Origin of the sequence: Arenibacter palladensis (assembly GCF_900129275.1) — a bacterium.
Lineage (GTDB): Bacteria > Bacteroidota > Bacteroidia > Flavobacteriales > Flavobacteriaceae > Arenibacter > Arenibacter palladensis.
Window position 1 is genome coordinate 1 of the sequence record NZ_FQUX01000016.1, and the last position, 23214, is coordinate 23214.

A 23214-nucleotide genomic window follows, 5' to 3' on the forward strand; every position below is an offset into this window, starting at 1 on the left:
ATCGTTGACGATCTGCTCGACGAGCCCAACGAGACGGTAGTGGTCACGCTGTCGAATCCTACCAATGCGACCTTGGGCGCGAACACCGTGCATACTTATACGATCTTGGACAATGATATTCCTGTTGTTACCATAACGGCCAATGACCCCACGGCCACGGAGGCCGGAACGACCACTGGACAGTTCACGGTGGACCTTGGCACGACCAATACGACCGGAAGCGCCATAGTAGTGAACTATACTATAGCTACCGGTGGTTCCAATGCGACCAATACGACCGATTATGCCACATTAGGCGGTAGTGTCTCCATAGGGAACAACCAACAGACTGGATTGATAACTGTTACCCCAGTGGATGATGCAATTGCCGAAGGTTCCGAGACGGTTATACTGACCTTGGCGGCTGGCACGGGCTATGCTGTTGCCGGCTCCCCTAACAATACAGCCACGGTGACCATTACTGATAACGATACTGCGGGTGTTTCCATTGACGACGTTTCGGTCAATGAAGGCGATGGCACGGCAACCTTTACTGTAACCTTGAACGGGGCTGTTTTTCTTGGAACTATAGTATCGTATTCCACAGCCAATAATACAGCATTGGCAGGAAGTGATTATGATGCTGAATCAGGTACTGTGGCATTTTTGGGATTAAATGGAGAAACAAGAACAATTACAATAGATATTTCTGAGGATATCCTTGTTGAAGGCACTGAAACCTTTTTTGTAAACCTGACCAATGCAACTGGTTTCGCACAACTTGGTAAGACACAAGGAATAGGGACTATTTTGGATAATGACAGCTATATTGCAACAATAACGGCAACAGACGCTGATGCCGCGGAAAGTCCATTGGAGGCGGGTACTTTTACCGTAGGCTTAAACACTACAAACCTTACGGGCAGTCCTATGGTAATCAATTATACTGTAGGTGGTACTGCTGTCTCCGGTTCCGATTTTATGGCCCTTGCTGGTTCTGTCTCCATAGGGAATGGACAAGAGAGTGCTACTATAACTATGAACCCTATAAATGATTCAGAGGTAGAAGCCGGATTGGAGACAGTAATCGTAAGCCTGGCAAGTGGTACTGGATATATTGTTGGTGCACCAAACAACGCCACTGTAAATATAGCTAGTGAAGATGTCGCTGGAATCTCCATAGATGATGTATTGGTTAATGAAAATGATGCAACCGCAACCTTTACGGTTACCTTAAATGCCAATGTTCCGTCAGGAGCCTCAGTAGACTATTCCACTGCCAATAATACGGCTACTGCAGGAACAGATTACGTTGCTGAAACAGGTACTCTTAATTTCTTGGGCTTGAACAATGAAACACAAACAATTGTAATCGATATTTTGGAGGATACCGTAGCGGAAGGAACGGAAAGCTTTTTTGTAAACTTGTCCAATCCCAACGGTTTGATCCAAATTGATAAAGTCCAGGGTATGGGTACCATTGCCGATAACGATAATTGTATTGAAGCACCCTTAATAAATAGTACTCCTACTATTTTTTGCCAGGCTTTTACCCAGGATTTGGATGCTTATACGGATACCGCCATACCTACTGGCTTTGAATTGATATGGAGTAGTAATAGTGATTTTTCTGTTACCGGCGCTAGGTTAAATACCAGTGTAATAGATTTTGAGGCTACGTTTTATGGATTTTTGTATAATGAGGGTACGGGCTGTGTAAGTCCACCTTTGGAAGTTACCCTTGTCCGGAATGAGCCCCCGGAAATTTTAAGTACCACCCCAGCAACGATTTGCGGAACAGGTATTGCTACAATTAGTGCCACAGTTAGCGCTGGGGGTAGTTTGTTCTGGTACGCTTCGGAATCAAGTGTGGATTCATTGGAAGAGGGCAGTAGTTTTTCTGTCAGCGTTAATGCAACTACTACCTATTATGTAGAGGCTTTTGCCAATGGTTGTTTCTCAGAGCGTGAAGCGGTTACAGTAACAGTCAATGATCTGGTAGATACTGGTACAACAACAGATACTTCTGCTTGCAGTATAACCGGAGGTGGAGCTACGACTATTGATTTGGATACTACCAGATCGGGAGGAGATACTGGAGTTTGGTCCATTGTGGGGACTCCTCCAAGTAGCGTCACTATTGGTGCGGACAATATTGTGGATTTTGAAGGGGCAGTAGATGGAGATTATATCTTTAGGTTTACTACTAATACCGCTGTTTCCCCATGTGTTGATGAAAGTGTGGATGTTACCATTACCGTAACTACCTGTACCAATGATAACGATGGCGACGGTTTAATAGACAGGGATGAAACTGCTTTGGGTCTGGATCCCAATAATCGGGATACAGATGCCGATGGTATTGAAGATGGGGTAGAAGTAGGGTCCGATGTAAATAATCCTATTGACACCGATGGTGACGGAATAATAGATGCTTTGGATTCCAATATCTTGGATTCGGACAATGACGGTATAGTGGATCAGTTGGATCCAGCGAACAATAATCCTTGTATTCCCAATATTTCTGCAGCCTGCCAAATTGACCTCGCCCTAGAGAAAACAGTGGATAAGGAAAGTGTTTTGGTGGGTAGGGAAGTCATATTTACTGTAACACTGACCAACCTAAGTCAGATTATGGTGACCAATATAGCAGTTAACGACCTTGTAAGCCCTGCAACCGGGTTCCAGTATGTAAGTAGTTCTGCTTCTAAAGGGTTATATGATGCGGTGGCTGGAGTATGGCAATTGGACGAGATTTTGGCCGAAGAGGTGGTTACCTTGACCATTACCGCCGAGGTTCCTGAGGTGGGTACCTACCAGAATATCGCAGCTATAGTGGACTCTTTCCCTGAAGATAGTAATGCCACCAATGATAGGGCATCGGCTACGGTAACAGTTACGCCTCGTTCCACTGATGAATGTGGATTCCTCTTTAATCAGATATCCCCAAATGGTGATGGAATTAACGATACGGTATATATTAATTGTATTGCCGATTATCCAAATAATACCCTGCAAGTGTATGATCGCTATGGCAATGAGGTATTCACGGCCAGCGGTTATGACAACACTTGGGAGGGAACTGGAAAAAATGGAGATTTGCCAAAAGGAACCTACTTTTATATCTTGGATCTAGGTGATGGAACGGAAGTTCGAAAAGGTTGGATCCAAATCATAAGATAAAATAGACTATGAATTTTAGAATATACGGAATAGGGTATAGAGATCTTTATTTGTTTTGTAGCTTACTGTTATTTTCTGTAACCGTACTTTTCGGGCAGAAGGAACCTCAGTATACCCAATATATGTACAATATTGGTAGCTTTAACCCGGCTTACGTGGGTACTGTCGAGACTCCGGATATTACCGGTCTGTACCGTGTGCAATGGTCCGGAATACCAGGTGCACCAAAAACATTGCGATTTGGAGTCAATCTTCCCTTGGCCAATGAAAAAAATGGTTTGGGATTTAATGTGGTTAGCGATCAGTTGGGGCCCACTTCCCAGACTTATATAGATTTTGCCTATTCCTTTCAAGTGAAGCTAACAGAAGAAACTAAGCTCTCCTTTGGGGTAGATGCGGGAGGCTCTTTGTTGGATGTGGATTATACTAAAGGTGATTTTGAAAATCCAAATGAGCCATTGCTGAATAATGCGGATACTTTTAACAAATTTTATCCCACAGTGGGAGCCGGGATGTTTATGTATCAGGAAAATTGGTATTTGGGACTGTCTGTGCCCAATTTTTTGACTTCCGGAATATATGCCGATGAAGTAGCCAATATTGTGGAGGATAAGGTGCAGTTTAATTTTATAGGGGGATATGTTTTTGATTTTTCGGAGGGCCTTAAGTTTAAACCGGCTTTCTTAATGAACTATTTAAATGGTTCGCCCTTAAACCTGAATTTATCGGCAAATTTTTTAATTAGCGATGTCGTAACTTTAGGGGCATCCTATAGATTGGATAACGCATTGAGCGGTTTGGCAGGATTGCAAGTATCCAATAGTCTATTCTTTGGGTATTCCTATGATTACAATACTAATGGGTTGGGAGAGTATAGTCAGGGCTCACATGAAGTTATATTAAAGTTCTATCTGGGTAAAGCCAGTGGAAAAGGTAATAAGGACAGGAAAAAAGATCAAAAAGGTATGCCTAAACAAATAGACAGTCCTCGGTTTTTCTAAAACAATTATGAATATGAAGTTTAATTTCGTAGCTATATTTTTTATCATTTTGTCGTCCTTGGGTTTTGCGCAACAAAAGAAATCCAAAGGGGATATATTGTTTTTTGAATATTCCTACAATCAAGCTATTATTGAATATCAAAAAGAATTGAGGGAAACGAAACTCTCCAATACCCAGTATTTAAACCTGGCGGATTCCTATATGAAAATAGGGAACTACAAAAAGGCTTCGGACATATACGTGGATATCTTTCAGAAAGATACTACTATGTCCAAATATCACTTTAATAAAATGCTGCAATCCCTGTCCAAAACCTCGGAGCTGGAGAAAGTTAAAGCTTTTTTGGCAACAAAAGAGGACAAATTGCCAAAAGAATTGTTAGAGAATTCGAGTTTTAATTATGAGCTAATAGCTACCAATAGCAATGATGATTTGGATTTTGAGATATTCAATATAAGTGGGAATAGTGCAAAGGCCGACTTTTCACCTACTTTTTATAAGGATAAATTGCTGTTTTCCAGTGATAGACCTGATGGCTCCAAGAACATTTATGGACCATCTGGTGAAGCTTATATTAATATTTACGAATCCAAGATGGACCTTCAGGGAAATGTTAAGGATCCAAAACCTTTTAAAGGTATTTCAGATTCTAAATTTCACAGGGCAACCCCTTACTATTCGGAGGAGTTGAACAATATTTTCTATGTTCTGTCCAATTCAGATGGCGAGAATTTACAGTTTAGTGACACTGGTAAAAATGCTTTGTCGATAGGTATGACCACCGCACAAGGTTCCTTTAAGTTTATTTTGAGGGATCCGGATACCTCCTTTTATTATCCATTTTACGAGGCATCTACTGGCAGATTATTTTTTGCAGCCGATTTTGGTGACGGTTATGGCGGTACGGATATCTATTTCGTTTATACCAATGATGGCGTAATAATGTCGTCCCCAACAAATTTGGGACCCAGAATCAATACTCCGGGGAATGAAATTGCCCCTTTTATTTTTGAGAACAGTTTGTATTTTTCTTCGGATATATTTTATGGCCTTGGGGGAATGGATATCTATAAATCTACCATCCATTCAGATAATTCCTTTAGTATACCCATCAATCTTGGACCAGGTATAAATTCTTCAAAGGATGACTTTGGGTTTATTATCAAGAATAATGACACCAACGGACTGTTGGGTTATTTTTCATCCAATAGGGATGGAGGTAAAGGCGGTGACGATATCTATGGCTTCAACGTTAAAGAAAAACCTGGATTAAAAACCTTGGCTTTAAAGGGGAAAGTAGTTAACCTTACTTCTAATGATGGGGTCTCCAAGGCCCAGGTTAGGCTAATCGACAAAGATGGAAAGTTGATCAAAGAAATATTTGCTGACGAGAACGGTGAATACAATGTTGAAATTCCTTTTCAGAATAATATTACCATTGAAGCTACCAAGGAGAAACATTCCATATTTTCAGTAACTTATCAGGATAACGAACTGGAAGCAATCCAAGAAAAAGCTTTCAATATGGGAATCAAGTTTTTAGACGATTTGATAGAGGAGCAAGAGGGCCAAACAGTTATAAAGTTAAAGAAATTCTATTTTGATAAGAGACAGAGCAATATTACCCCAGAAATTGCCCAAGAATTGGATAAGGTAGTGGATGTTATGACTAGATTTCCCCAATTGCAGCTTAGGGTGGAATCGCATACCGATAGTAGAGGTGGATCCAGTTCAAATTTTGCCTTGTCCCAAAAAAGGGCGGATGCTATTAAAAAGTATCTCTTAGAGCAAGGTGTGCAGGCTGGGAGTATCCTCTATTCCATAGGTTATGGAGAGGATAAACTCTTGAATGGCTGCAAGGATGGTGTTTTTTGCTTGGATATGCTGCACAACAAGAATGAGCGATCACTTATAGTTGTCCTTAATTATAATATCTTGTATTAAGGACGTTTTATAATTATCAAAATTCTTGACCCTGGGCTTTATGACCAATAGTAGAAGGCTAAGGCAGTTTACCTTGATAAGTTACAAGCACTGCAGTCCTTGATTTCACCGTAATAGGTTTCCCTATATTTATGGAGAGTCCTAACGGGTATACCGAAAACCACTTCTTTTATATAGGTCACCCGGGTGTATAAAATCCCCATTTTGGAATTATAACGCTTTTCATTCCTTGTATTTCTCTTTATCCGTATCAATTTCATTATTCTGCGCTTCTTCTTCATAGGTTGCAAAGATTAAGGATTGAAATGCCAATAGCAAATTTTGGATGTTAAGTCTTTACTAAACACCTAAAAATGAACAAGGTTCCTTCGTTTAATGGCAATCGGAAACTATTATAGCTTATATGAATAACATCCAACAATAATAAATGGAAAAGAGTGTGAGAAAAATAATGCCCGAATAGGTCAATATTTGAAGGTTTCTGTTGGGTCTATCCGTTTCTGGAATTTCGTGACTCATTACGTTTTTTAAATTCATATACCCTATGATGGGTGCCATAACAAATGATACAAAGGTAGCTATGGCAACTAGGATGCCCATATTGGCAGAAAAGGCACTTATTACGATAAAATTAATCACAGCAAGCAGCAAAACTCCTATGGCAAATCCCTTGTTTTTTATAACCTCCCTTTTTGGAAAGAGCAGGCTTAATATATCAACACTTACCCGGCTAAGTGCATCATGTGCGGTAATGCAGGTGCTGAACATGGTAGCAAATGCAGCTATCGCAATTAAAATGTAAGCCCATGACCCAATATTGGTGGTGAACAATTGAACCAATTGGTCTGCAAAAACTACCGCGCTATTGCTTAATTCCGTGTTGGTACCATATAGGGTGAACCAGCCAATGATCATAAAAAATATGGCCAAAATAGCTGTTGTAAAATAACCGAATTTAAATTCTTCGAGGGCTTCTTTTAGAGTGGGTTTTTGTTTTGAATTCTTAAATTTTTCAATGCTCCAGAGACTTATCCAACTAGATGCCTCCACAGCTGTTGGCATCCAACCCATTAGTCCTATTAAAAAAAGGATTCCCACTTCATTGAAGATTGCGGGTGCTTCAAAGTTTTCTACTTCAGGAACTTTTCCGTTGGCAATTACCAAAATTGTAGTCACCAAAAGGGCCAAAAATAAAATGGATATCACATACTTCAGTGAGATTTCCAGAAATCTATAACGTCCTACTATTAGCAAGACACAGATTAAAACAAAAAGCCCTCCTGCCACAACACTAACCGATGTATTGTTGAGTTGAAAAAGATTAATCAGCAATCCGGAGGTAACCACATAGAGCGCGGCCAGAATAGTAAAAGTACTGAATAAGGTAATAATGGCATAGAAGATTAAATAAGCCCTGCCACGATTAAGATAGCCTTCTATAAGTGTTTTATTGGTAGTAACGGTATATCTAACCCCAAACTCAAAAAACGGATACTTAAAGATATTGGCCAATAATATGGGGAAAACCATAATCCATCCATATTGGGCTCCCGCCTTGGTGGAAAGCACTAAATGGGAAGTACCTATTGCAGTACTGGCAAATAGTAGGCCAGGACCAAGGTTTTTAATCAGTTTTTGTATGGAAATCCGCATTGACATAGCAGGAGTAAATATAGCTAAGTTTACTTGATTTCAATTTTGTCCCCAAAGAATTTTGGTTGGGTATTGAGCGCTAAATCAATAAATACTTTGACACGTGCAAAATACTCCCTTATCTGCACTTTGAGACCTTGATTTAATGAGATGCCATCTGCATTATAACCAATAGCAAACAATCCTTTTTGTTCTGCTAAATAAATTGCCCTTTCATTATGGAATTTTTGGGAAATAATAGTAACGCTGTCCAATCCGAAAATGTATTTGGCCCTAACCATGGAATCCAAAGTACGAAAACCGGCATAATCCAAATAGATTTTTTCACTCGGTATTCCTCCTTGTACAAGGTCTTTTTTGAAAACAGTTGGTTCATTGTAATATTGAGTGCTATTATCTCCACTGACCAGGACATAGTCTATTTTTCCGGCTTTATATAATTCCAGGGTGGCTTTGATTCTATTGGTGTAATAAGGGTTGGATCCTCCTCCTACCAGTCTGTTGGAAGTGCCTAGGACAAGACCGACTTTGTTTTTAGGGACCTCCTTTAAGTTCCAATAGGTTCTGTCTTCGGTGGCATTCTCTATGATATTATCGCAGCTGGCCAAAATCAAATATAACCCTACAACTCCAAGTAGTAATAAAATGCCAATTTTCTTTTTCATTGCACACTAGAATAAATGATCAAGGTAAGCAATTCAATCTTTTTGAGACATGTTCATGGTTTATGTTATTCATATGGCCTTGAAATAATCCTATGGGTAAAAGGGAAGCTATTGTAAAATACGAATAAACCCCGACGTTGATGGTCGGGGTTTTATACTTTTTTCAGATTTTATTTGGATTAATTGGCATTTGAGCCAATATTGCCTTCAGTAATAACAATTTCCATGTGATCTTCATTTTGATGTATCTTAATGTGTCCATCAAATTTTAAAAGTTGTTCGTAGGTAATTGGAGTACCGTCATCCAAGGTAGTTATAATTGTGCTACTGGATTCGCAATCACAATCAATTGGTTCAAGGGTTATCGCAATTTCTCCACCAGTTGCCGCGTCGTTAAAATAAATAAAAGCCGGATGTATGTCAGTCGAAGAACCATTTATCTCCAATAAAACAGTAGTTGAGCCATCTTCATTCTTTTTAAAGGTAACTTTACCGGAAATATTCGAATTGGAAACCGAGCTTAGTGTATATAATTTAACACTTGTTGATGATTTAGAAGACGAATCGTCTTTGCTGCAACCAGAAATAATTAAGGAAATTGAGATTAAGAATAAGTAAATATATTTTTTCATTTTACGGAGGATTTATTAATCAAAGGTTCTAAAATAATTAGATCAATATTCTATAAATACTTCTATCGGTATAAATAATCGATGAATTGTATAGAAATACTCGTTTAGGACTTAAAGGGGCTTATATAATGCCTTATGTCTGCTATGTTTCAACAATCATCTGTTGTGAATTTCAAAGAAGTCAGAAAATAAGCACATCGAGTAATAAATTCTGTTCGCTTTATGATTTCTTGGCCTTCTTATCCCTTTTTGCCGCTTTTTTTTCCTTGGCGGATAAAACGGGTTCCTTTTTTACGTTCTTCTTTGCATCTTGACTCTTTGCCATAGTAATTGTTTTTATCAAAGATAATGAATATGGGCACCGTTATTACCGAAGGAACCATATTTATATAATATGGCCGTTAGTTATGGTTAACGTTGAATATAGGGTGGCAAGAATGTATCTAAGTTGAAATAATAGTTAGTCTTGCAATGCCACACGTTTTTGGGCCATAAGTTTCGCAATTACCTTTTCCAATTTTTTAGGTTTTTCCGCATACTTTTCCAAATCAATAATTTCCACTTTTCTGAAGTCTACAGGGTGACTTTCACTTTGTAAGGAAATGCTTCCATACTTTAGGAGTTCCCCTTCTTCAGATCCCTTTTTGGGATCCAATTGGGGTTTGGTATAACGCATAACTTCTTCTCCGTTTACGTAATGGACTATTAAGGAGTCTTTTAGTACAAGGACTTCTACCCGTGTCCATTGGTCGCCATGGTAGGTCTTGGAATTGGAATTAATGCAGTGCTGTTTTAAAATCTTACCGTCTTGTTCAAATTGGGTTCCCGGGGTGCATAAATTGGCGGTAGAACGTTCGTCCTTGCCATTTCCACCCAATAATTGCACTTCAATGGAATTTGGAAAATCCTGGTCTACGGTCATGGTTGCAGGATCTTGGCCATGAACCATTATACCACTGTTTCTATAGGCCCAACCCGGCCCTCCCTTAACTTGATCGCCAACAAATCTATATTCAACCCCAATTAAATAGGATGAAAATGGTTCCTTGTAAAATAGATGTCCAAATTGCTCGTCAAAATTGGTGTATTGGTCATATCTTACTTGAATATTTCCGTCGTTGACCTGAAAAGTATTGCCGAAGTTTTCGTTTAATTTATGGTGCCTTATTTTTATTTGCCATTCGGTTAAATCCTTGCCATTGAACAACTGTTTCCACTTAAGATTTTTTTGTGCAGAACATGCAGTGGAGAATAGGCCTAGGCCAATAATACAGAAAATGGCAAAAAGTGCTTTGTTATATTTAGTTTTCATAAGATGAATTATTGTTTAAAGGGTCTAAAATAGCATATTAATTTAATAGTGAAGTCTGAAATTACTGGGCATCTGTCTATTTTATCTATTATCTTAATATGTAATTGGTATTCGGTTATTTGCCTAAGCGGCCTAAAAGCTCTGTTCGTTTCCGTTCGTACAATTTTGGCTAACCGCCCAAAACAAAAAAGCCCCGACCAAAAGGTCAGGGGCAATCTATTTTGTCAGAATCATAAATTAAGTTCCAATAAAAGGGCATTGTTTAAAATAAGCCCTGCAGGTAAAGTTGGGCTGAAATCTTGAATTTGTATTACCTATATCTGTTCTGTGTGTTCAACAGGGTGTACAAGTGGATTATCTCCGCCTCCTTAACTATGCAATAAAATAGACTTGCCCTGCTTTTTTTTAAAACTGGTTTTTTGGAGTTTCTCTGCCATTAATTTAGAGTAAGCTATTTGATTCAATGCAATGGACTGTAAATCATCTGAAAATGTATCCGATTTTTTGTTGCCAACTACCTTCATATTTTCCTTAAGCGTGAGTTGGTTGCTCATGCTCCTATTCGAAAGATTAATGTCAAGTTCGGCCAGCAATAAATCCAATAAATTGCAAAACATTTTTTTGCTATTGATATTTGAGCTTTTGCTGGAAGCAGTATTACGTTTGGATGCAAATAAGGTAGAAAACATAGGTTATTGATTTGGGTGATATAAAAGTAACGAAATGAAATATAAAAAAGTATAAGGCACTGCATGTATTTTAGAACAAAACTTATAAAAATGATATTTTGAAAGAAGTACACTATTCGTAGTTTTATTTGGATACTAATTCCCTTCCACTAACGATATTGGAGAATAGTGCCGTAAATTGTAGGATACAAAGGAAGCGTTCGTCGTGGAGTTTAGTTATAATGGAATTGGGTAACCCCTCTTCCTTATAAACTAATTTCACAGTATTTAAGGTACTTTGACTAGAAATATTTTAATAATATTGGCGTTGTGTATATATTCCAATGCTTATAAGAGCTATGTCTATGAAATGGTATGTATTATATGTACAGTCGAGAAAAGAAAAGAAAGTGGCAGAAATGTTACAGGAAATGCAGATAGAAGTGTATTGCCCCATTGTTAAAGAAATTAGGCAATGGAGTGATAGAAAAAAAACAGTTGAGAATCCATTGTTTAAATCTTATGTTTTTGTTCGACTTCAAGACAGGGAGCGGCAAGTGGTTTTTGGGGTACCTGGGGTGGTTCGTTATTTATTTTGGCTGGGAAAACCAGCCATAGTAAGGGATGAGGAGATAAATACCATCAAGAAATGGTTGGAAGATGATACTGTAGAAGAGATTACATTGTCCAAATTGATTCCTGGAGATGAACTTCAAATAAAAAATGGGATTCTAAAAGACCAAAGAGCAGTAATTCGAGAGGTGGGAAAGAAACGAATACGTCTGGTAATCTTAGGTCTGGGAATTGTAGTCAATGCAAAGATCAAAGATGTGGTATAGAAAGTAAGTCTTTTACTTGTTTAAGGGCCTGTCTACCAGATGCCATATTCAGAATGAATAATACGATGAAATATCACCTTATTGATATTTGCGGCATAATCTGGTTTAATATTTTCTCGAATTTAAATAGATAAAGGTTGTTAAGAACACAGATAATTGGCAGATTTATTTAAAAACATCCTAGTATTATACCGATGAAATAGGTAATACATCTTTTTCCTACTTTTTTATGATAAAAGTGTAATTTTCCATATCTCAAAGTGGAGGGGGGCAAAATAAGGTTTATTCATTATGCTCAACTCAAAATTATATACTTCGCAAATCTCACAAGACTTTCTAAATAAAGCTTGTGCCTTAAAATATCCCTGATTAATTTCATACTTCAAGCTGTTCCTAATATCATGGGGAACCAAATTTAAAGAGCGGTTTTGGGCTATACTCTTTAGCCCGGTTTTTAAAAAAAAAATAAAATTTCCGAGGCCAAAGAAATGTGGCTGACGGCGCGGAGCGCTGCATTCCATTTTAAAATTAACTACAGAAATTCTAAAGGTGTAGATCTCCAATTTATTTCTTGAATTCTTTGGTTGGGCTCTAAATAGTTTCTAAGCAAAGCTCACTGTAGATAGTTAGTTAAATAACCAATAATACAATGTAGAATATGAAAGTAGCATTTATTACCGGAATAACCGGACAGGATGGCGCTTACTTGAGTGAATTTTTATTAAAAAAAGGATATCAAGTACATGGCCTTAAGAGAAGGGCTTCCTTATTCAATACAGATAGAATTGATCATTTGTATCAGGATCCACATGTAGAGAATAGGAATTTTATTTTACACTATGGTGATATGACCGATAGTACTAATCTTATTCGTTTGATCCAAGAGATTCAACCCGATGAAATCTACAACTTGGCTGCTATGAGCCATGTTCAAGTATCTTTTGAGATACCGGAATATACAGGTAATGCGGATGGATTGGGAACGCTTCGCATATTGGATGCGGTTCGTTTATTGGGATTGGAGAAGAAGACGCGTATTTACCAAGCATCAACTTCAGAATTGTACGGGAAGGTTCAAGAGGTACCCCAATCGGAGACCACCCCTTTTTATCCCCGTAGCCCATATGCAGTTGCAAAAATGTATGCCTATTGGATTACTGTCAATTATAGGGAGGCCTATGGAATGTATGCCTGCAATGGGATTTTGTTTAATCATGAGTCTCCTATACGAGGAGAAACTTTTGTAACCAGAAAGATTACGCGCGCAGCTTCGAGGATTGCCTTGGGTCTGCAAGATAAATTATACTTGGGGAATTTGGATGCCAAAAGGGATTGGGGTCATGCAAAGGATTATATCCGGATGATGTGGATGATCCTACAGGCTGAAGAAGCTGAGGATTGGGTAATTGCAACCGGTAAAACGACACCTGTACGTGATTTTGTACGAATGGCTTTTGCCGAGGTAGGTATTGAACTAGAGTTTAAAGGTGATGGAGTGGAAGAGAAAGGTTATGTAAAAGCGTGTAGCAATCCTGAATTTCAATTGGAAGTGGGTACAGAAGTGCTAGCTGTAGATCCTAAATATTTTAGACCTACAGAAGTAGATTTATTGATAGGCGATGCTACAAAAGCCAATACGAAACTGGGTTGGATTCCGGAATACGACTTACCTGCCCTAGTGAAGGATATGATGGAAAGCGATATAAAACTGATGCAAAAGGATCAACACTTAAAATATGGGGGATATGAGACTTTCAATTATTACGAATAAATAGCCTCTTGTGCAGTTCGGATATTTACATAAAATAGCATACGATCTATAGTGCTATTTATAAAATGGTATTCTAAATTAGTTAAAAGCAAAAAATGGAGAAAGACGCAAAAATATATATTGCTGGCCACAGGGGGCTTGTGGGTAGTGCTATTTTGAAGAATTTGCAGGCCAGGGGTTATACCAATTTTGTTACACGTACCCATAATGAATTGGATTTGACCAATACCCATGCCGTGGAGCGTTTCTTTGCTTTGGAAAAGCCTGCTTATGTCTTTTTGGCGGCAGCCAAAGTAGGGGGGATTGTTGCAAATAATACCTACCGCGCCGATTTTATCTATGAAAACCTTATGATCCAAAACAATGTGATTCATCAGAGTTATGTACATGGGGTAATAAAAATGATGTTTTTGGGAAGTACATGCATATATCCCAAAAACTGTCCACAGCCCATGAGGGAGGAATATCTATTGTCGGATACCTTGGAGTTTACCAATGAGCCCTACGCCATAGCCAAAATTGCCGGGATTAAAATGTGCGAAAGTTACAACCTGCAATATGGCACCAATTTCATTTCGGTAATGCCTACCAACCTATACGGTCCCAACGACAACTTTGATTTGGAAAAATCCCACGTCCTTCCGGCCTTGATACGTAAGATACACCTAGGAAAAGCGCTGGAAAATAACGATTGGGAGGCTATTAGAAAGGATTTTGACCATTTGCCCATCGAAGGTGTTAATGGATCCGAAGAAAAAGACGTTATGGCCAGTATCTTGGATAAGTACGGTATTCAAAAAAAGTCAGATGGGGTGCATTTGGAAATTTGGGGCACGGGCAAACCTATGCGTGAGTTTCTTTGGAGTGAGGACATGGCGGATGCCTGCGTATTTCTTATGGAAAACAGAGACTTTAGCGATTGTTATGAAAAAGGAGCTACAGAAATCCGGAACACTCATGTAAATATAGGTACAGGCGAAGATATTTCTATTAAGGATTTGGCCCAAATAATAAAGGATACGATAGGATTTAAGGGGACACTCTATTTTAATACCAATAAACCGGATGGTACTTTGAAAAAGCTAACCGATTCCTCCAAATTACATGGCCTAGGCTGGAATCATCAAGTAGATTTAAAATCTGGGGTATCTAGAGTATATGACTGGTATACTCAATAGGGTTACTTGCAAAAATACTTTTTCCGTTATTTAACCCTATCACACTCCCAATTGACTGTCCCGATTAGTTGTGGTTTCTAAAAAAATATACTCAGTGCTTTGGCCTGGGAACATATGTTTTCATTAGAAATAAAAAGCCCTTTGGTATAACAGGGGGAACAAATGCCCATCTAGCTTCTAACCTTGATTTTGTAGGTATTGGCAATTTGTAATGGAAACATTTAAGTGTTTACCGATTAATAACCTTTTAAGTTGTTTGAAAATGAAAAAATCTTATTTTATTATTCCGATTTCCGTCATATTCCATTTAACAACTATAAATCTGATACTGTATTTATTTACACCAGATAGTTATAGAAATGGATTCAGTGTATTGTATTATAACTTTTCCTGGTTTTTGGTGACCTATGCCATAGACTTTTATCCCACGGCAAGAAGGGAAGGGTTTATGACCAATTTTAGCAATTTTTTGCGACTTTTCTTGATCTACGGCTTTTTTTACCTTACCTCTTTTGCCTTTAGGGACTATATCCCATATTCTATGGGATATTTACTACAGGTCTATCTGTTGATTTTTTTAATGCTTACCCTGTGGAGAGTGTTTTTCTTTGCTGCGAGAAGGTTATATAGGGCCCAAGGGGGCAATTCAGCTAGGGTAGTAGTGATAGGAAGGGATAAAAATCTAAAAAAAATTAGAAAAGTATTCGATGATTCGGGATTGGGTTACCGTTATATAGGATACTTTGATAATTTCAAATCTTATAGTCCTACTTATTTGGGGGATATCAATAAATCCTTTACATACATCTTCGAAAATGATATAGATGAGGTGTATTGTATGGCCTCCAAACTCTCTAAACTGGAAATGCAACAGCTGATCACAATAGCGGACAATAGTTTCAAGAAAATCAAAATTATTCCAGATAATAAGGAGCTGATATCCCGGGCCATGTCCATAGAACTTTATGATAGCGTGCCAGTTCTTAATCTAAGGGCATCTCCTTTGGAAATGGATTATGCCAATGTTGTGAAGCGGGTTTTTGATGTATTGTTCTCAAGTTTGGTCATCGTTTTTGTACTGTCCTGGCTAACTCCTTTAATTTATATTCTTTTAAAATTCGACTCCAAAGGCCCCTTGTTCTTTAAGCAGAAAAGACATGGAGTTAATCGTAGTACCTTTTGGTGTTATAAATTTAGATCAATGACCCAGAGCAAGGAAAGCGACACGCTAATGGCCACCAAGAACGATATGCGGATTACTCGACTGGGGAAAATATTACGTAAAACTAGTATCGATGAACTGCCCCAGTTCTTTAATGTGCTTAAGGGAGATATGAGCGTTGTAGGACCTAGGCCCCATATGGAGATACATACTCAACAATATGAGACCTCTGTAGATAAATATCTGGTTCGACATTTTCTAAAGCCTGGCATTACCGGTTTGGCACAGATTAAAGGATATCGTGGTGAAATTATAGAAAAATCTGACATTGTGAATAGGGTACGATTTGATATTTTCTATATGGAGAAATGGTCGCTACAATTAGACTTTAAGATTATATATTATACCGTGGTCAATGCCATAATCGGTCAGGAAAGAGCATATTGATCAAAAGTTGTAATTAGTTATAATAGTCATTTTGATAGCTGTTTTTCTGGTGGCACCCGTAATATTGGCATAGAAGAAAAGTTAGGAATGTGCCTATACAATAACTGCCACAAAGGGTTAAATGCCTAAGTATCATGTTTTGGTTCTGGCTTATCAAATAAAATTTAATCAATTCAAGTATACAGAGCTGGGGAGGTATCCTAAATAAAAAATTTTCGTTTATAAAATATATGAAAGAATACAGAGAGGATTTATTAGATCAGCATGAGAATAATCTAGGTCAAGTTTTCAGGAAATACCTTAATTATTGGAAACTATTTGCCTTAGGCGTAATTATTTGTACTGTCGCTGTTTTTCTTAATCTCAGGTATTGGGCGCAGACCCAATATGAAATTCGCAGTACAATATTAATAAAGAATACTGGTACTGGGCAAGGTATAGGTGATATGGATAATTTTAGTAATCTTGGTTTAATAAAAACTTCACAAAGCCTAGAGGATGAAATAGGCATATTAACTTCCTCAGGGATAATGGAGGAGGTCATCTCCAAAAATTCCTTTAACATAACTTATTATATTAAGGGTAATATTAGGGATGTGGAGATATATGGTGAGGATGTTCCGGTTAAAATTTTAATTGATGAAACTTCAGATAATTTGCCATATGGACTGCCCATCAATTTAAGGCTTTTGGATTCAGAAACTTATATGTTGAGTACTACTTACAACGATGAAGAGCTAAGCTCCAGGCACTCTTTTGGTGATTTGGTAAACCTTCCGTACGGCACTTTTACTATAGTGCCAAAAATTGAATCATTAAATATTGACACCACTGAACCAATGTTTTTCGTTATAAAGAGTAATGAAGAATTTGTAAATAAGTTTCTAGGTAATCTTAATGTAGTGCCTGCGAATGAAACCGGAACTTTGTTGAGTTTAAGTTTTATTTCTGGCAATAAAAAGAAAGGAGAAGATTTACTTTCGAGATTAATTGAGACATACATAGCTAAAACAATAAAATATGAGAATGAATTGGCGGAAAACATTATAAGGATGATTGATGGCCGCTTAAAGGTTTTATCTGGCGAAATTGAAGAAGTGGAAGAAACAGTGGTTAATTTCAAAACTAAAAACGAAATAACAGATGTTGCAAGAAACGCTGATAAATTCATAGAACAGGCAAATGACTATAAAAAAAGGGTTAATGATTATCAAACTCAGATAAATGTATTGGAGTCTATTGAACAAACTTTGACCTTGGGAGATTTGGAATCCACTATAGGAGGTTCATTTTCAATTAGTGATCCGACCTTAACAAGTTTAATAAACAGGTATAATGAGGCTTTTTTGCAAAAACAAAGTTTGTCGCAATCAGCTGTTACTTCCAATCCACTTATTGTTAATCTAGAATCTAACATGACCAATATACGTGCCTCCATATTGCAAAATATAAAAAGCACCAAAAATGGACTGATTATAGCCAGAGGAAACCTACTAGCTAATGCTAGTAGATATGACGCACAAATCGCCAAGGTACCGGGAATGGAACGAAAATTATTGGATATTAGCCGTGATCATAGCACTAAAGAGGGTTTATATCTATATTTATTGCAAAAGCGGGAAGAGGAAATTCTTTCACTTGCCGCTCCAGTATCATCTACAAGAATGGTGAGCTTACCGAAGGCTGGCATGTACCCTATTAGTCCGAATAAAAAATTATTTTACTTTTCCGGCCTACTGCTAGGTCTATTTATTCCATTTTCAATAATTTATGTAAAAGAAGCTTTAAATAATAAAATTAGTTCAACTGAGGACTTATCAAAGTTGATATCAGTTCCGTTTCTTGGAGAAATTTCCAGGAGCAATGAAAATAGTGCTATTCTTTCACATGATGGTCGGCAATCGTCGACCGTTGAACTATTTAGGCTGCTAAGATTTAATCTGGATTACCTAAAAAAAGCGGAAAAGAACCAAACTTTATTAGTAACGTCTACCGTAAAGGGTGAAGGCAAGACCTTTGTTGCCTCCAATCTTGCCGTGACACTGGCAACTAATGGAGAAAAAGTAGTGGTATTGTCCTTCGACTTAAGGGCATCTCAATTAATGAAAAATTTTGACCTACCCGATGGTCCGGGTTTAACGGATTTTATTATTAAGAATGGGATGGATATTGGCCATATACTTCAGAAACACCCTGGCATTGAGAATTTACACCTAATAGGAGCCGGTGCAAAAGTAAATCAGGTAGGAAGATTAATGTTGAGTAAGCGAATTGAATTATTAATGGAAACCTTGAAATTACAGTTTGACCGAATCATTATTGATACTGCACCTATTGGCCTTATATCAGATGCTTTTGCCTTAAATTCATACATTGATGGTACAATCTATGTGGTTCGTAAAGATGTATCCAAAAAGGAGTACTTAAAAACCATTGACGCTGTTCAAAGGAATGGGAAATTGAAAAATACCATGATTTTATTAAACGACACCAAGGAATTGGAACCATATGGCTACGTCCATGTTAAATAGGCCAATATGGGGTCGATAGGAATTCAATCCTGCGGTATGCATATATATTTAATTTTAGACAAGGCTTTTTGGATAGCAGTTAGTGCTTTCCCTGCTTTAACAAAATATCTTTTCCAAAAAAAGGAGTTCATGGTGTTAACAAGGTTTTCCATAAAATCGCTGCGGACATTCTGGACATGTTTAGGTATAACGTGCTATGAAGAATAATAACTAAATGACATTAAAGAAGAGATTGTTACATAATGGATTGGCATCTGTTTTTCAGAAAGGAGTACGAGTACTAGATCAATTGTTTTTGGTTCCGTTCTTTATCACTTCATGGGGGGCTGCCTATTATGGAGAGTGGTTGACCCTCACTATAATACCTAGCGTAATTGCTTTTTCTGATTTGGGCTTCGGAACAGCTGCGGCCAATAGTTTTGTTTTGAGTTATGCTGCCGACGATAGGCGAAAAGCTGCTAATATTAGTAAATCGGGCACTTATATTATTACTATCATGATATTGTGCGCTATGCTTATTAGTGTTATGGGGATTTTTGTACTGGATTATTTTGAGGTTTTTGAAAAGTCGTTGATAGATAGTCAAGACGCTAAAATAGCTGTATCTATCCTCATATTTGTTCGCTTATTGAGTTTTTATGATCAATTAGTGGAGTCATATTTTAGATCTGCTCAAAAAGCTGCCCTGAACATTAATATTCTGACCTTAAAGGCATCACTAAATTTAGTGGCAGGCCTATGTGTGTTATTATTGGGTTATGGGGTGGTGGAATTCGCGCTCTCACAACTTGTGGTAACACTTGTGTTCAATGCCTTTTATTGGACAAAAGGAAGACAGGTAGTGGGTTTGTTCAAGGAATATAAGGGAAAAAAGGATAAGGTTATACTGAAGTCCATTGCTACAAAAGGACTAAGCTATCTCATGTCACCGGTATGGCAAGCTATCTATTTTCAGGGGACTACCTTTGTGGTGCGGATTGTTTTAGGGCCTGAAGCGGTAGCGGTTTTTAACACTGTAAGAACATTGAGCAGGTCGTTAAACCAGTTACTGTTTATGGTTAAGACGGCAGTGTTTCCTGAACTGCAATATGAGATTGGCCAACACAATTGGAAAACGGCCCAAAAGGTGTTCAGGATTTCATTGTTGGGTGTTCTGTCCCTATCGTTGTTTGGTTTTATTTTATTGGTTTTATTTGGCCTTTGGTTCTATTCCATTTGGACCCAAAATGAATTGGAGGTGCCAACGGCCATGTGGTATATATTTATTGGGGGTATGGTCTTCAATGCTTTGTGGTGGACGGCGGAAATGGTGTTTGGGGTTGTTAACAAACCCTATAAAATGGCTATCTATGGAGTAGTAGCTGCCTTGCTTTCCGTATTTCTTTCGTATGTCTTGTCCAATCAATTTGGTTTGTTGGGTGCAGCCATCGGCAATGTGTCTTTGGACATAATTTTGGTTTTATTAGTGGTCCCGAATGCGTGTCATTTAATGCGAATGTCCGTAAAGGAATTGTTCTTATATGGCGTTGCCGATTTTCATACATTTTTTTCCCAACTGAGTTATAAACTTCAAGCTTTGAAAAATTAAAATGAAAATACTATCAGTTGGATGGTTCGGTCAAGTAAGCAGTACTTCATGGCACAGGCATTTGGCCTTGAAAAAAAGTGCCGATTTTGTGGATAAGGTGGAGGCCGCCCCTAAGGCTATGTCAATAAGAAATCGGTTGGCTTACCATTTATTTCAGCTAGGAATTCCAATAAGGTTGCAGGACCAAACCAAAGCCAACCAAAAAATTAAGGAGCATATATCCAAAAACAACTGGGACTTGGTCTGGATAGATAAAGGGGTAACCATTAATAAATCAACTTTAAAATATATCAAACAAAAATCGCCGAGTACCACTATTGTTAGTTACTCTCCTGACAATATGGCCCTGAGACACAATCAAAGTCAGAATTATTTGGAGAGCGTTCCGTATTACGATTATGTTTTTACCAACAAGTCTTATATCATAAACGCTATGAAGGAATTGGGGGCAAAGAACATACAGTTTATCCACAATATGTACGAGGATAGTTTTCATTATCCCAGGAAATTGTCATCTGCAGATATTGAACGGTTAGGGGGGGATGTAGGTTTTGTAGGGGCTTGGGAGAAGGAACGTAGCGACAGTATTCTGTTCTTGGCAAAAAATGGAATTAAGGTTAAAGTTTTTGGAAACGGAAAGTGGAAAGAGTTCAATGACCTATACCCTAATCTTACCATTTTGCCTGCTGTTTTCTCAGAGGATTATTCAAAGGCATTGGGAGCCTTTAAAATTTCCTTATGTTTCTTGAGAAAGATGAATTTTGATCAACAGACTACCCGAACTATGGAAATTCCCGCCTGCGGAGGATTTATGTTGGCAGAGCGCACACAGGAACATTTGGATTTGTTTGAAGAAGGTAAGGAAGCGGCCTATTTTTCATCAAATGAAGAGCTCTTGGAGCAGTGCAGATATTATTTGAACAATGAGCAAGAACGTACACAAATTGCGACAGCTGGTTTAAAAAGGTGTGAAAGTTCGGGTTATTCCAATGAGAAAACCATAAAAAAAATGTTGGATATAGTATTAAAGAATGGGTAAAGAGCCAATACATATAATTCGACAAACCAAAAAAGGATTGGCAATTATGCTAGTGTTGGCGGTTGTTTGTGAATTGTTATTTTTTCCAACAATGCCAAACTTCTTTGGTTGCGCAATGGCCATTATTAGTTATTGTGTGTTTTCTTTTTTCTTTCAGGATAAATACATTCGTTTATTTCCGTTCTCTTTCTGTATGTATTTGTCGATTTTTATGTATAGGTATTTGCCATTGATAGCAACCATTTTGGAAGGGAAGCCCATTACTTTTGGATTTGAACGCCCCTACCAAACCTTTATTTATGAGATAGTCTTGTTTTTGGTATCATCCTTGGCTTTTTATTTTGCTTGCGCAACTCCTAGGCGAACGGATAGAAATAATATTATTCAAAAAAGCCTCTACCAACTGCGGTTTTATGAAATTACCCCTGCTATTGTATGGGGCATTGGTCTCATTGGATTTTTGATCAGGCTCTATAATTTTAGCGCGGGTGACGTGGAATATGGGGATGTAGGCGGGAAGTTTTTATCGGGTCTGGATTATTTAATGTACGCCCCTCTGTGCTTATTCTTTCCAACTTTGTTAAACTTAAATTATGCCAATAAAAAAAGTGTTTGGATATATGCAATCTGTATTTTTATGATAAATATTGCCTCTAATAGTAGGCAAAGTATTATTACACCTATTGCTATTCTGGCAATCTTGTTTTTGTTGTATTTGGTCATTAACAATTTAAAGATAACGGACTACATATCCGGTCCCAAAATTGTGTTATTAGGCCTGTTTCTTGTATTTGTTTTAAACCTTCTTTCCAATGTTTCCGTTGCTATGCTGCACACACGGAAAATTAGATCGGATGTGAATAAACTTGAGTTGTTTCAAAGAACAATGGAAACCATGCAAGATGAGGCGCTGATGGGGCGGTTAAAAGCTGACAAGGACAAGGCAGAGGGAAATCAATTTATTTCTTACCACCAAGGATGGACGGAACAATATGTAGATAACTTTATGTTGGCTAGATATGCCAATATGAGGATTACAGATCAAACCCTGTATTACGCTGAGAAAAAAGGATACGCCAATAGGCAAATGCAGGAAGTCTTTAAACAAAATGTGTTGGCATTGTTCCCAACGCCTTTACTAAGTGTATTGGGGATTTATGTGGACAAAAGTAAGCTGGAGTTCTCTAGAGGGGATTTGTTATATGGATCCGGCTTTGGGGGTTACCGGGTAACCAGTCACCTAGCAGATGGCTTGGCCACCTTTGGGCTTTGGTATTTCCCCATTCAATTTGTGGCTTTATTTATTGTTTTTAAACTGCTGAATTGTTTTGTTTTCAGTTCGGTCAAGGGTTATCTATATGCGCCATTTGCTTTAATGAATGTTTTTTCGTTTTTAGGTATGTTCCGGAACGCCCAAGGGATTTTTAACGACTTTGCATATATTTTACGAGGCTTTATACAGGGAGTAATTACTTATTTAATAATTTTTTACCTCGTCAGATCCACATTGAAGCTCATCAATGTAAAGTATGTGAAAAACTTGGATATAAGCTGCAAGGTTAAATATTTCTAGTCTGATTTTGACACTTATAGAATTTTGCTTAAAAGATTGTACTAATTA

Annotated in this window: 17 protein-coding genes; 11 read left to right on the forward strand and 6 right to left on the reverse strand. The window is 37.8% G+C overall.

All coding sequences use genetic code 11. From position 1 onward, the window contains the following. From BUA60_RS22455 to BUA60_RS22465, 3 genes are all read left to right on the forward strand, one after another. The coding region (locus BUA60_RS22455) for a Calx-beta domain-containing protein (protein ID WP_143153265.1) at positions 1-3162 on the forward strand (3162 nt) is incomplete at its 5' end. An 8-nt stretch (positions 3163-3170) separates the two neighbouring features. Continuing rightward, positions 3171-4163, forward strand: coding sequence for a PorP/SprF family type IX secretion system membrane protein (locus tag BUA60_RS22460; protein WP_072865778.1), 993 nt, complete (start codon positions 3171-3173; stop codon positions 4161-4163). 13 nt (positions 4164-4176) lie between these two features. After that, a complete protein-coding gene (locus BUA60_RS22465) occupies positions 4177-6108 on the forward strand; it encodes an OmpA family protein (protein ID WP_072865780.1) in 1932 nt (643 codons plus the stop codon). A 68-nt stretch (positions 6109-6176) separates the two neighbouring features. On the opposite strand, the gene BUA60_RS22470 is transcribed toward BUA60_RS22465, so the two are convergent. The 6 genes from BUA60_RS22470 to BUA60_RS22495 form a co-directional block, all read right to left on the reverse strand. Continuing rightward, on the reverse strand, positions 6177-6368 hold the full coding sequence (locus tag BUA60_RS22470; RefSeq protein WP_072865781.1) for a hypothetical protein: 192 nt from the start codon (positions 6366-6368) through the stop codon (positions 6177-6179). A 139-nt stretch (positions 6369-6507) separates the two neighbouring features. Beyond that, on the reverse strand, positions 6508-7767 hold the full coding sequence (locus tag BUA60_RS22475; RefSeq protein ID WP_245802609.1) for an NRAMP family divalent metal transporter: 1260 nt from the start codon (positions 7765-7767) through the stop codon (positions 6508-6510). A gap of 23 nt (positions 7768-7790) precedes the next feature. Next, positions 7791-8426 (reverse strand): SanA/YdcF family protein, encoded by a 636-nt coding sequence (locus tag BUA60_RS22480; protein ID WP_072865784.1) that lies wholly within the window; start codon positions 8424-8426, stop codon positions 7791-7793. Between the two features lie 179 nt (positions 8427-8605). Then, positions 8606-9058 carry a hypothetical protein gene (locus tag BUA60_RS22485; RefSeq protein WP_072865786.1) on the reverse strand — a complete coding sequence of 151 codons (453 nt, stop codon included), beginning with the start codon at positions 9056-9058 and terminating at the stop codon, positions 8606-8608. Positions 9059-9518: 460 nt separating this feature from the next. Further along, entirely contained in the window at positions 9519-10370 is an 852-nt protein-coding gene (locus BUA60_RS22490) for a 3-keto-disaccharide hydrolase (protein WP_072865788.1), read from the reverse strand. A 368-nt stretch (positions 10371-10738) separates the two neighbouring features. Next, positions 10739-11059 (reverse strand): hypothetical protein, encoded by a 321-nt coding sequence (locus BUA60_RS22495; protein WP_072865790.1) that lies wholly within the window; start codon positions 11057-11059, stop codon positions 10739-10741. A gap of 344 nt (positions 11060-11403) precedes the next feature. Between BUA60_RS22495 and BUA60_RS22500 the strand changes: the two genes are divergently transcribed. The 8 genes from BUA60_RS22500 (at position 11404) to BUA60_RS22540 (ending at position 23166) form a co-directional block, all read left to right on the forward strand. Then, positions 11404-11877 (forward strand): UpxY family transcription antiterminator, encoded by a 474-nt coding sequence (locus BUA60_RS22500; protein ID WP_072865829.1) that lies wholly within the window; start codon positions 11404-11406, stop codon positions 11875-11877. A gap of 658 nt (positions 11878-12535) precedes the next feature. Continuing rightward, positions 12536-13648, forward strand: a complete 1113-nt coding sequence (gene gmd, locus BUA60_RS22510; protein WP_072865794.1) for a GDP-mannose 4,6-dehydratase — start codon at positions 12536-12538, stop codon at positions 13646-13648. A gap of 95 nt (positions 13649-13743) precedes the next feature. Continuing rightward, complete coding sequence (locus BUA60_RS22515) at positions 13744-14826, forward strand: GDP-L-fucose synthase family protein (RefSeq protein WP_072865796.1); 1083 nt, start codon at positions 13744-13746, stop codon at positions 14824-14826. A 262-nt stretch (positions 14827-15088) separates the two neighbouring features. Beyond that, the gene (locus BUA60_RS22520) at positions 15089-16435 is read left to right on the forward strand and encodes an undecaprenyl-phosphate glucose phosphotransferase (RefSeq protein WP_072865798.1); all 1347 of its coding nucleotides are present in this window, start codon (positions 15089-15091) and stop codon (positions 16433-16435) included. Between the two features lie 230 nt (positions 16436-16665). After that, positions 16666-18966 carry a GumC family protein gene (locus tag BUA60_RS22525; RefSeq protein ID WP_072865800.1) on the forward strand — a complete coding sequence of 767 codons (2301 nt, stop codon included), beginning with the start codon at positions 16666-16668 and terminating at the stop codon, positions 18964-18966. 214 nt (positions 18967-19180) lie between these two features. Further along, complete coding sequence (locus tag BUA60_RS22530) at positions 19181-20554, forward strand: lipopolysaccharide biosynthesis protein (RefSeq protein WP_072865803.1); 1374 nt, start codon at positions 19181-19183, stop codon at positions 20552-20554. 1 nt (position 20555) lies between these two features. Beyond that, positions 20556-21593, forward strand: a complete 1038-nt coding sequence (locus BUA60_RS22535) for a CgeB family protein (RefSeq protein ID WP_072865805.1) — start codon at positions 20556-20558, stop codon at positions 21591-21593. 211 nt (positions 21594-21804) lie between these two features. Continuing rightward, positions 21805-23166 (forward strand): hypothetical protein, encoded by a 1362-nt coding sequence (locus tag BUA60_RS22540; RefSeq protein ID WP_143153266.1) that lies wholly within the window; start codon positions 21805-21807, stop codon positions 23164-23166. Positions 23167-23214: the final 48 nt, after the last annotated feature.

Coding starts and splice junctions, on each gene's coding strand:
- BUA60_RS22485 (WP_072865786.1), bottom strand. CDS start 9,058: ATGAAAAAATATATTTACTTATTCTTAATCTCAATTTCCTTAATTATT.
- BUA60_RS22515 (WP_072865796.1), top strand. CDS start 13,744: ATGGAGAAAGACGCAAAAATATATATTGCTGGCCACAGGGGGCTTGTG.
- BUA60_RS22480 (WP_072865784.1), bottom strand. CDS start 8,426: ATGAAAAAGAAAATTGGCATTTTATTACTACTTGGAGTTGTAGGGTTA.
- BUA60_RS22465 (WP_072865780.1), top strand. CDS start 4,177: ATGAAGTTTAATTTCGTAGCTATATTTTTTATCATTTTGTCGTCCTTG.
- BUA60_RS22475 (WP_245802609.1), bottom strand. CDS start 7,767: ATGTCAATGCGGATTTCCATACAAAAACTGATTAAAAACCTTGGTCCT.
- BUA60_RS22500 (WP_072865829.1), top strand. CDS start 11,404: ATGAAATGGTATGTATTATATGTACAGTCGAGAAAAGAAAAGAAAGTG.
- BUA60_RS22540 (WP_143153266.1), top strand. CDS start 21,805: ATGTATAGGTATTTGCCATTGATAGCAACCATTTTGGAAGGGAAGCCC.
- gmd (WP_072865794.1), top strand. CDS start 12,536: ATGAAAGTAGCATTTATTACCGGAATAACCGGACAGGATGGCGCTTAC.
- BUA60_RS22535 (WP_072865805.1), top strand. CDS start 20,556: ATGAAAATACTATCAGTTGGATGGTTCGGTCAAGTAAGCAGTACTTCA.
- BUA60_RS22520 (WP_072865798.1), top strand. CDS start 15,089: ATGAAAAAATCTTATTTTATTATTCCGATTTCCGTCATATTCCATTTA.
- BUA60_RS22460 (WP_072865778.1), top strand. CDS start 3,171: ATGAATTTTAGAATATACGGAATAGGGTATAGAGATCTTTATTTGTTT.
- BUA60_RS22470 (WP_072865781.1), bottom strand. CDS start 6,368: ATGAAATTGATACGGATAAAGAGAAATACAAGGAATGAAAAGCGTTAT.
- BUA60_RS22495 (WP_072865790.1), bottom strand. CDS start 11,059: ATGTTTTCTACCTTATTTGCATCCAAACGTAATACTGCTTCCAGCAAA.
- BUA60_RS22525 (WP_072865800.1), top strand. CDS start 16,666: ATGAAAGAATACAGAGAGGATTTATTAGATCAGCATGAGAATAATCTA.
- BUA60_RS22530 (WP_072865803.1), top strand. CDS start 19,181: ATGACATTAAAGAAGAGATTGTTACATAATGGATTGGCATCTGTTTTT.
- BUA60_RS22490 (WP_072865788.1), bottom strand. CDS start 10,370: ATGAAAACTAAATATAACAAAGCACTTTTTGCCATTTTCTGTATTATT.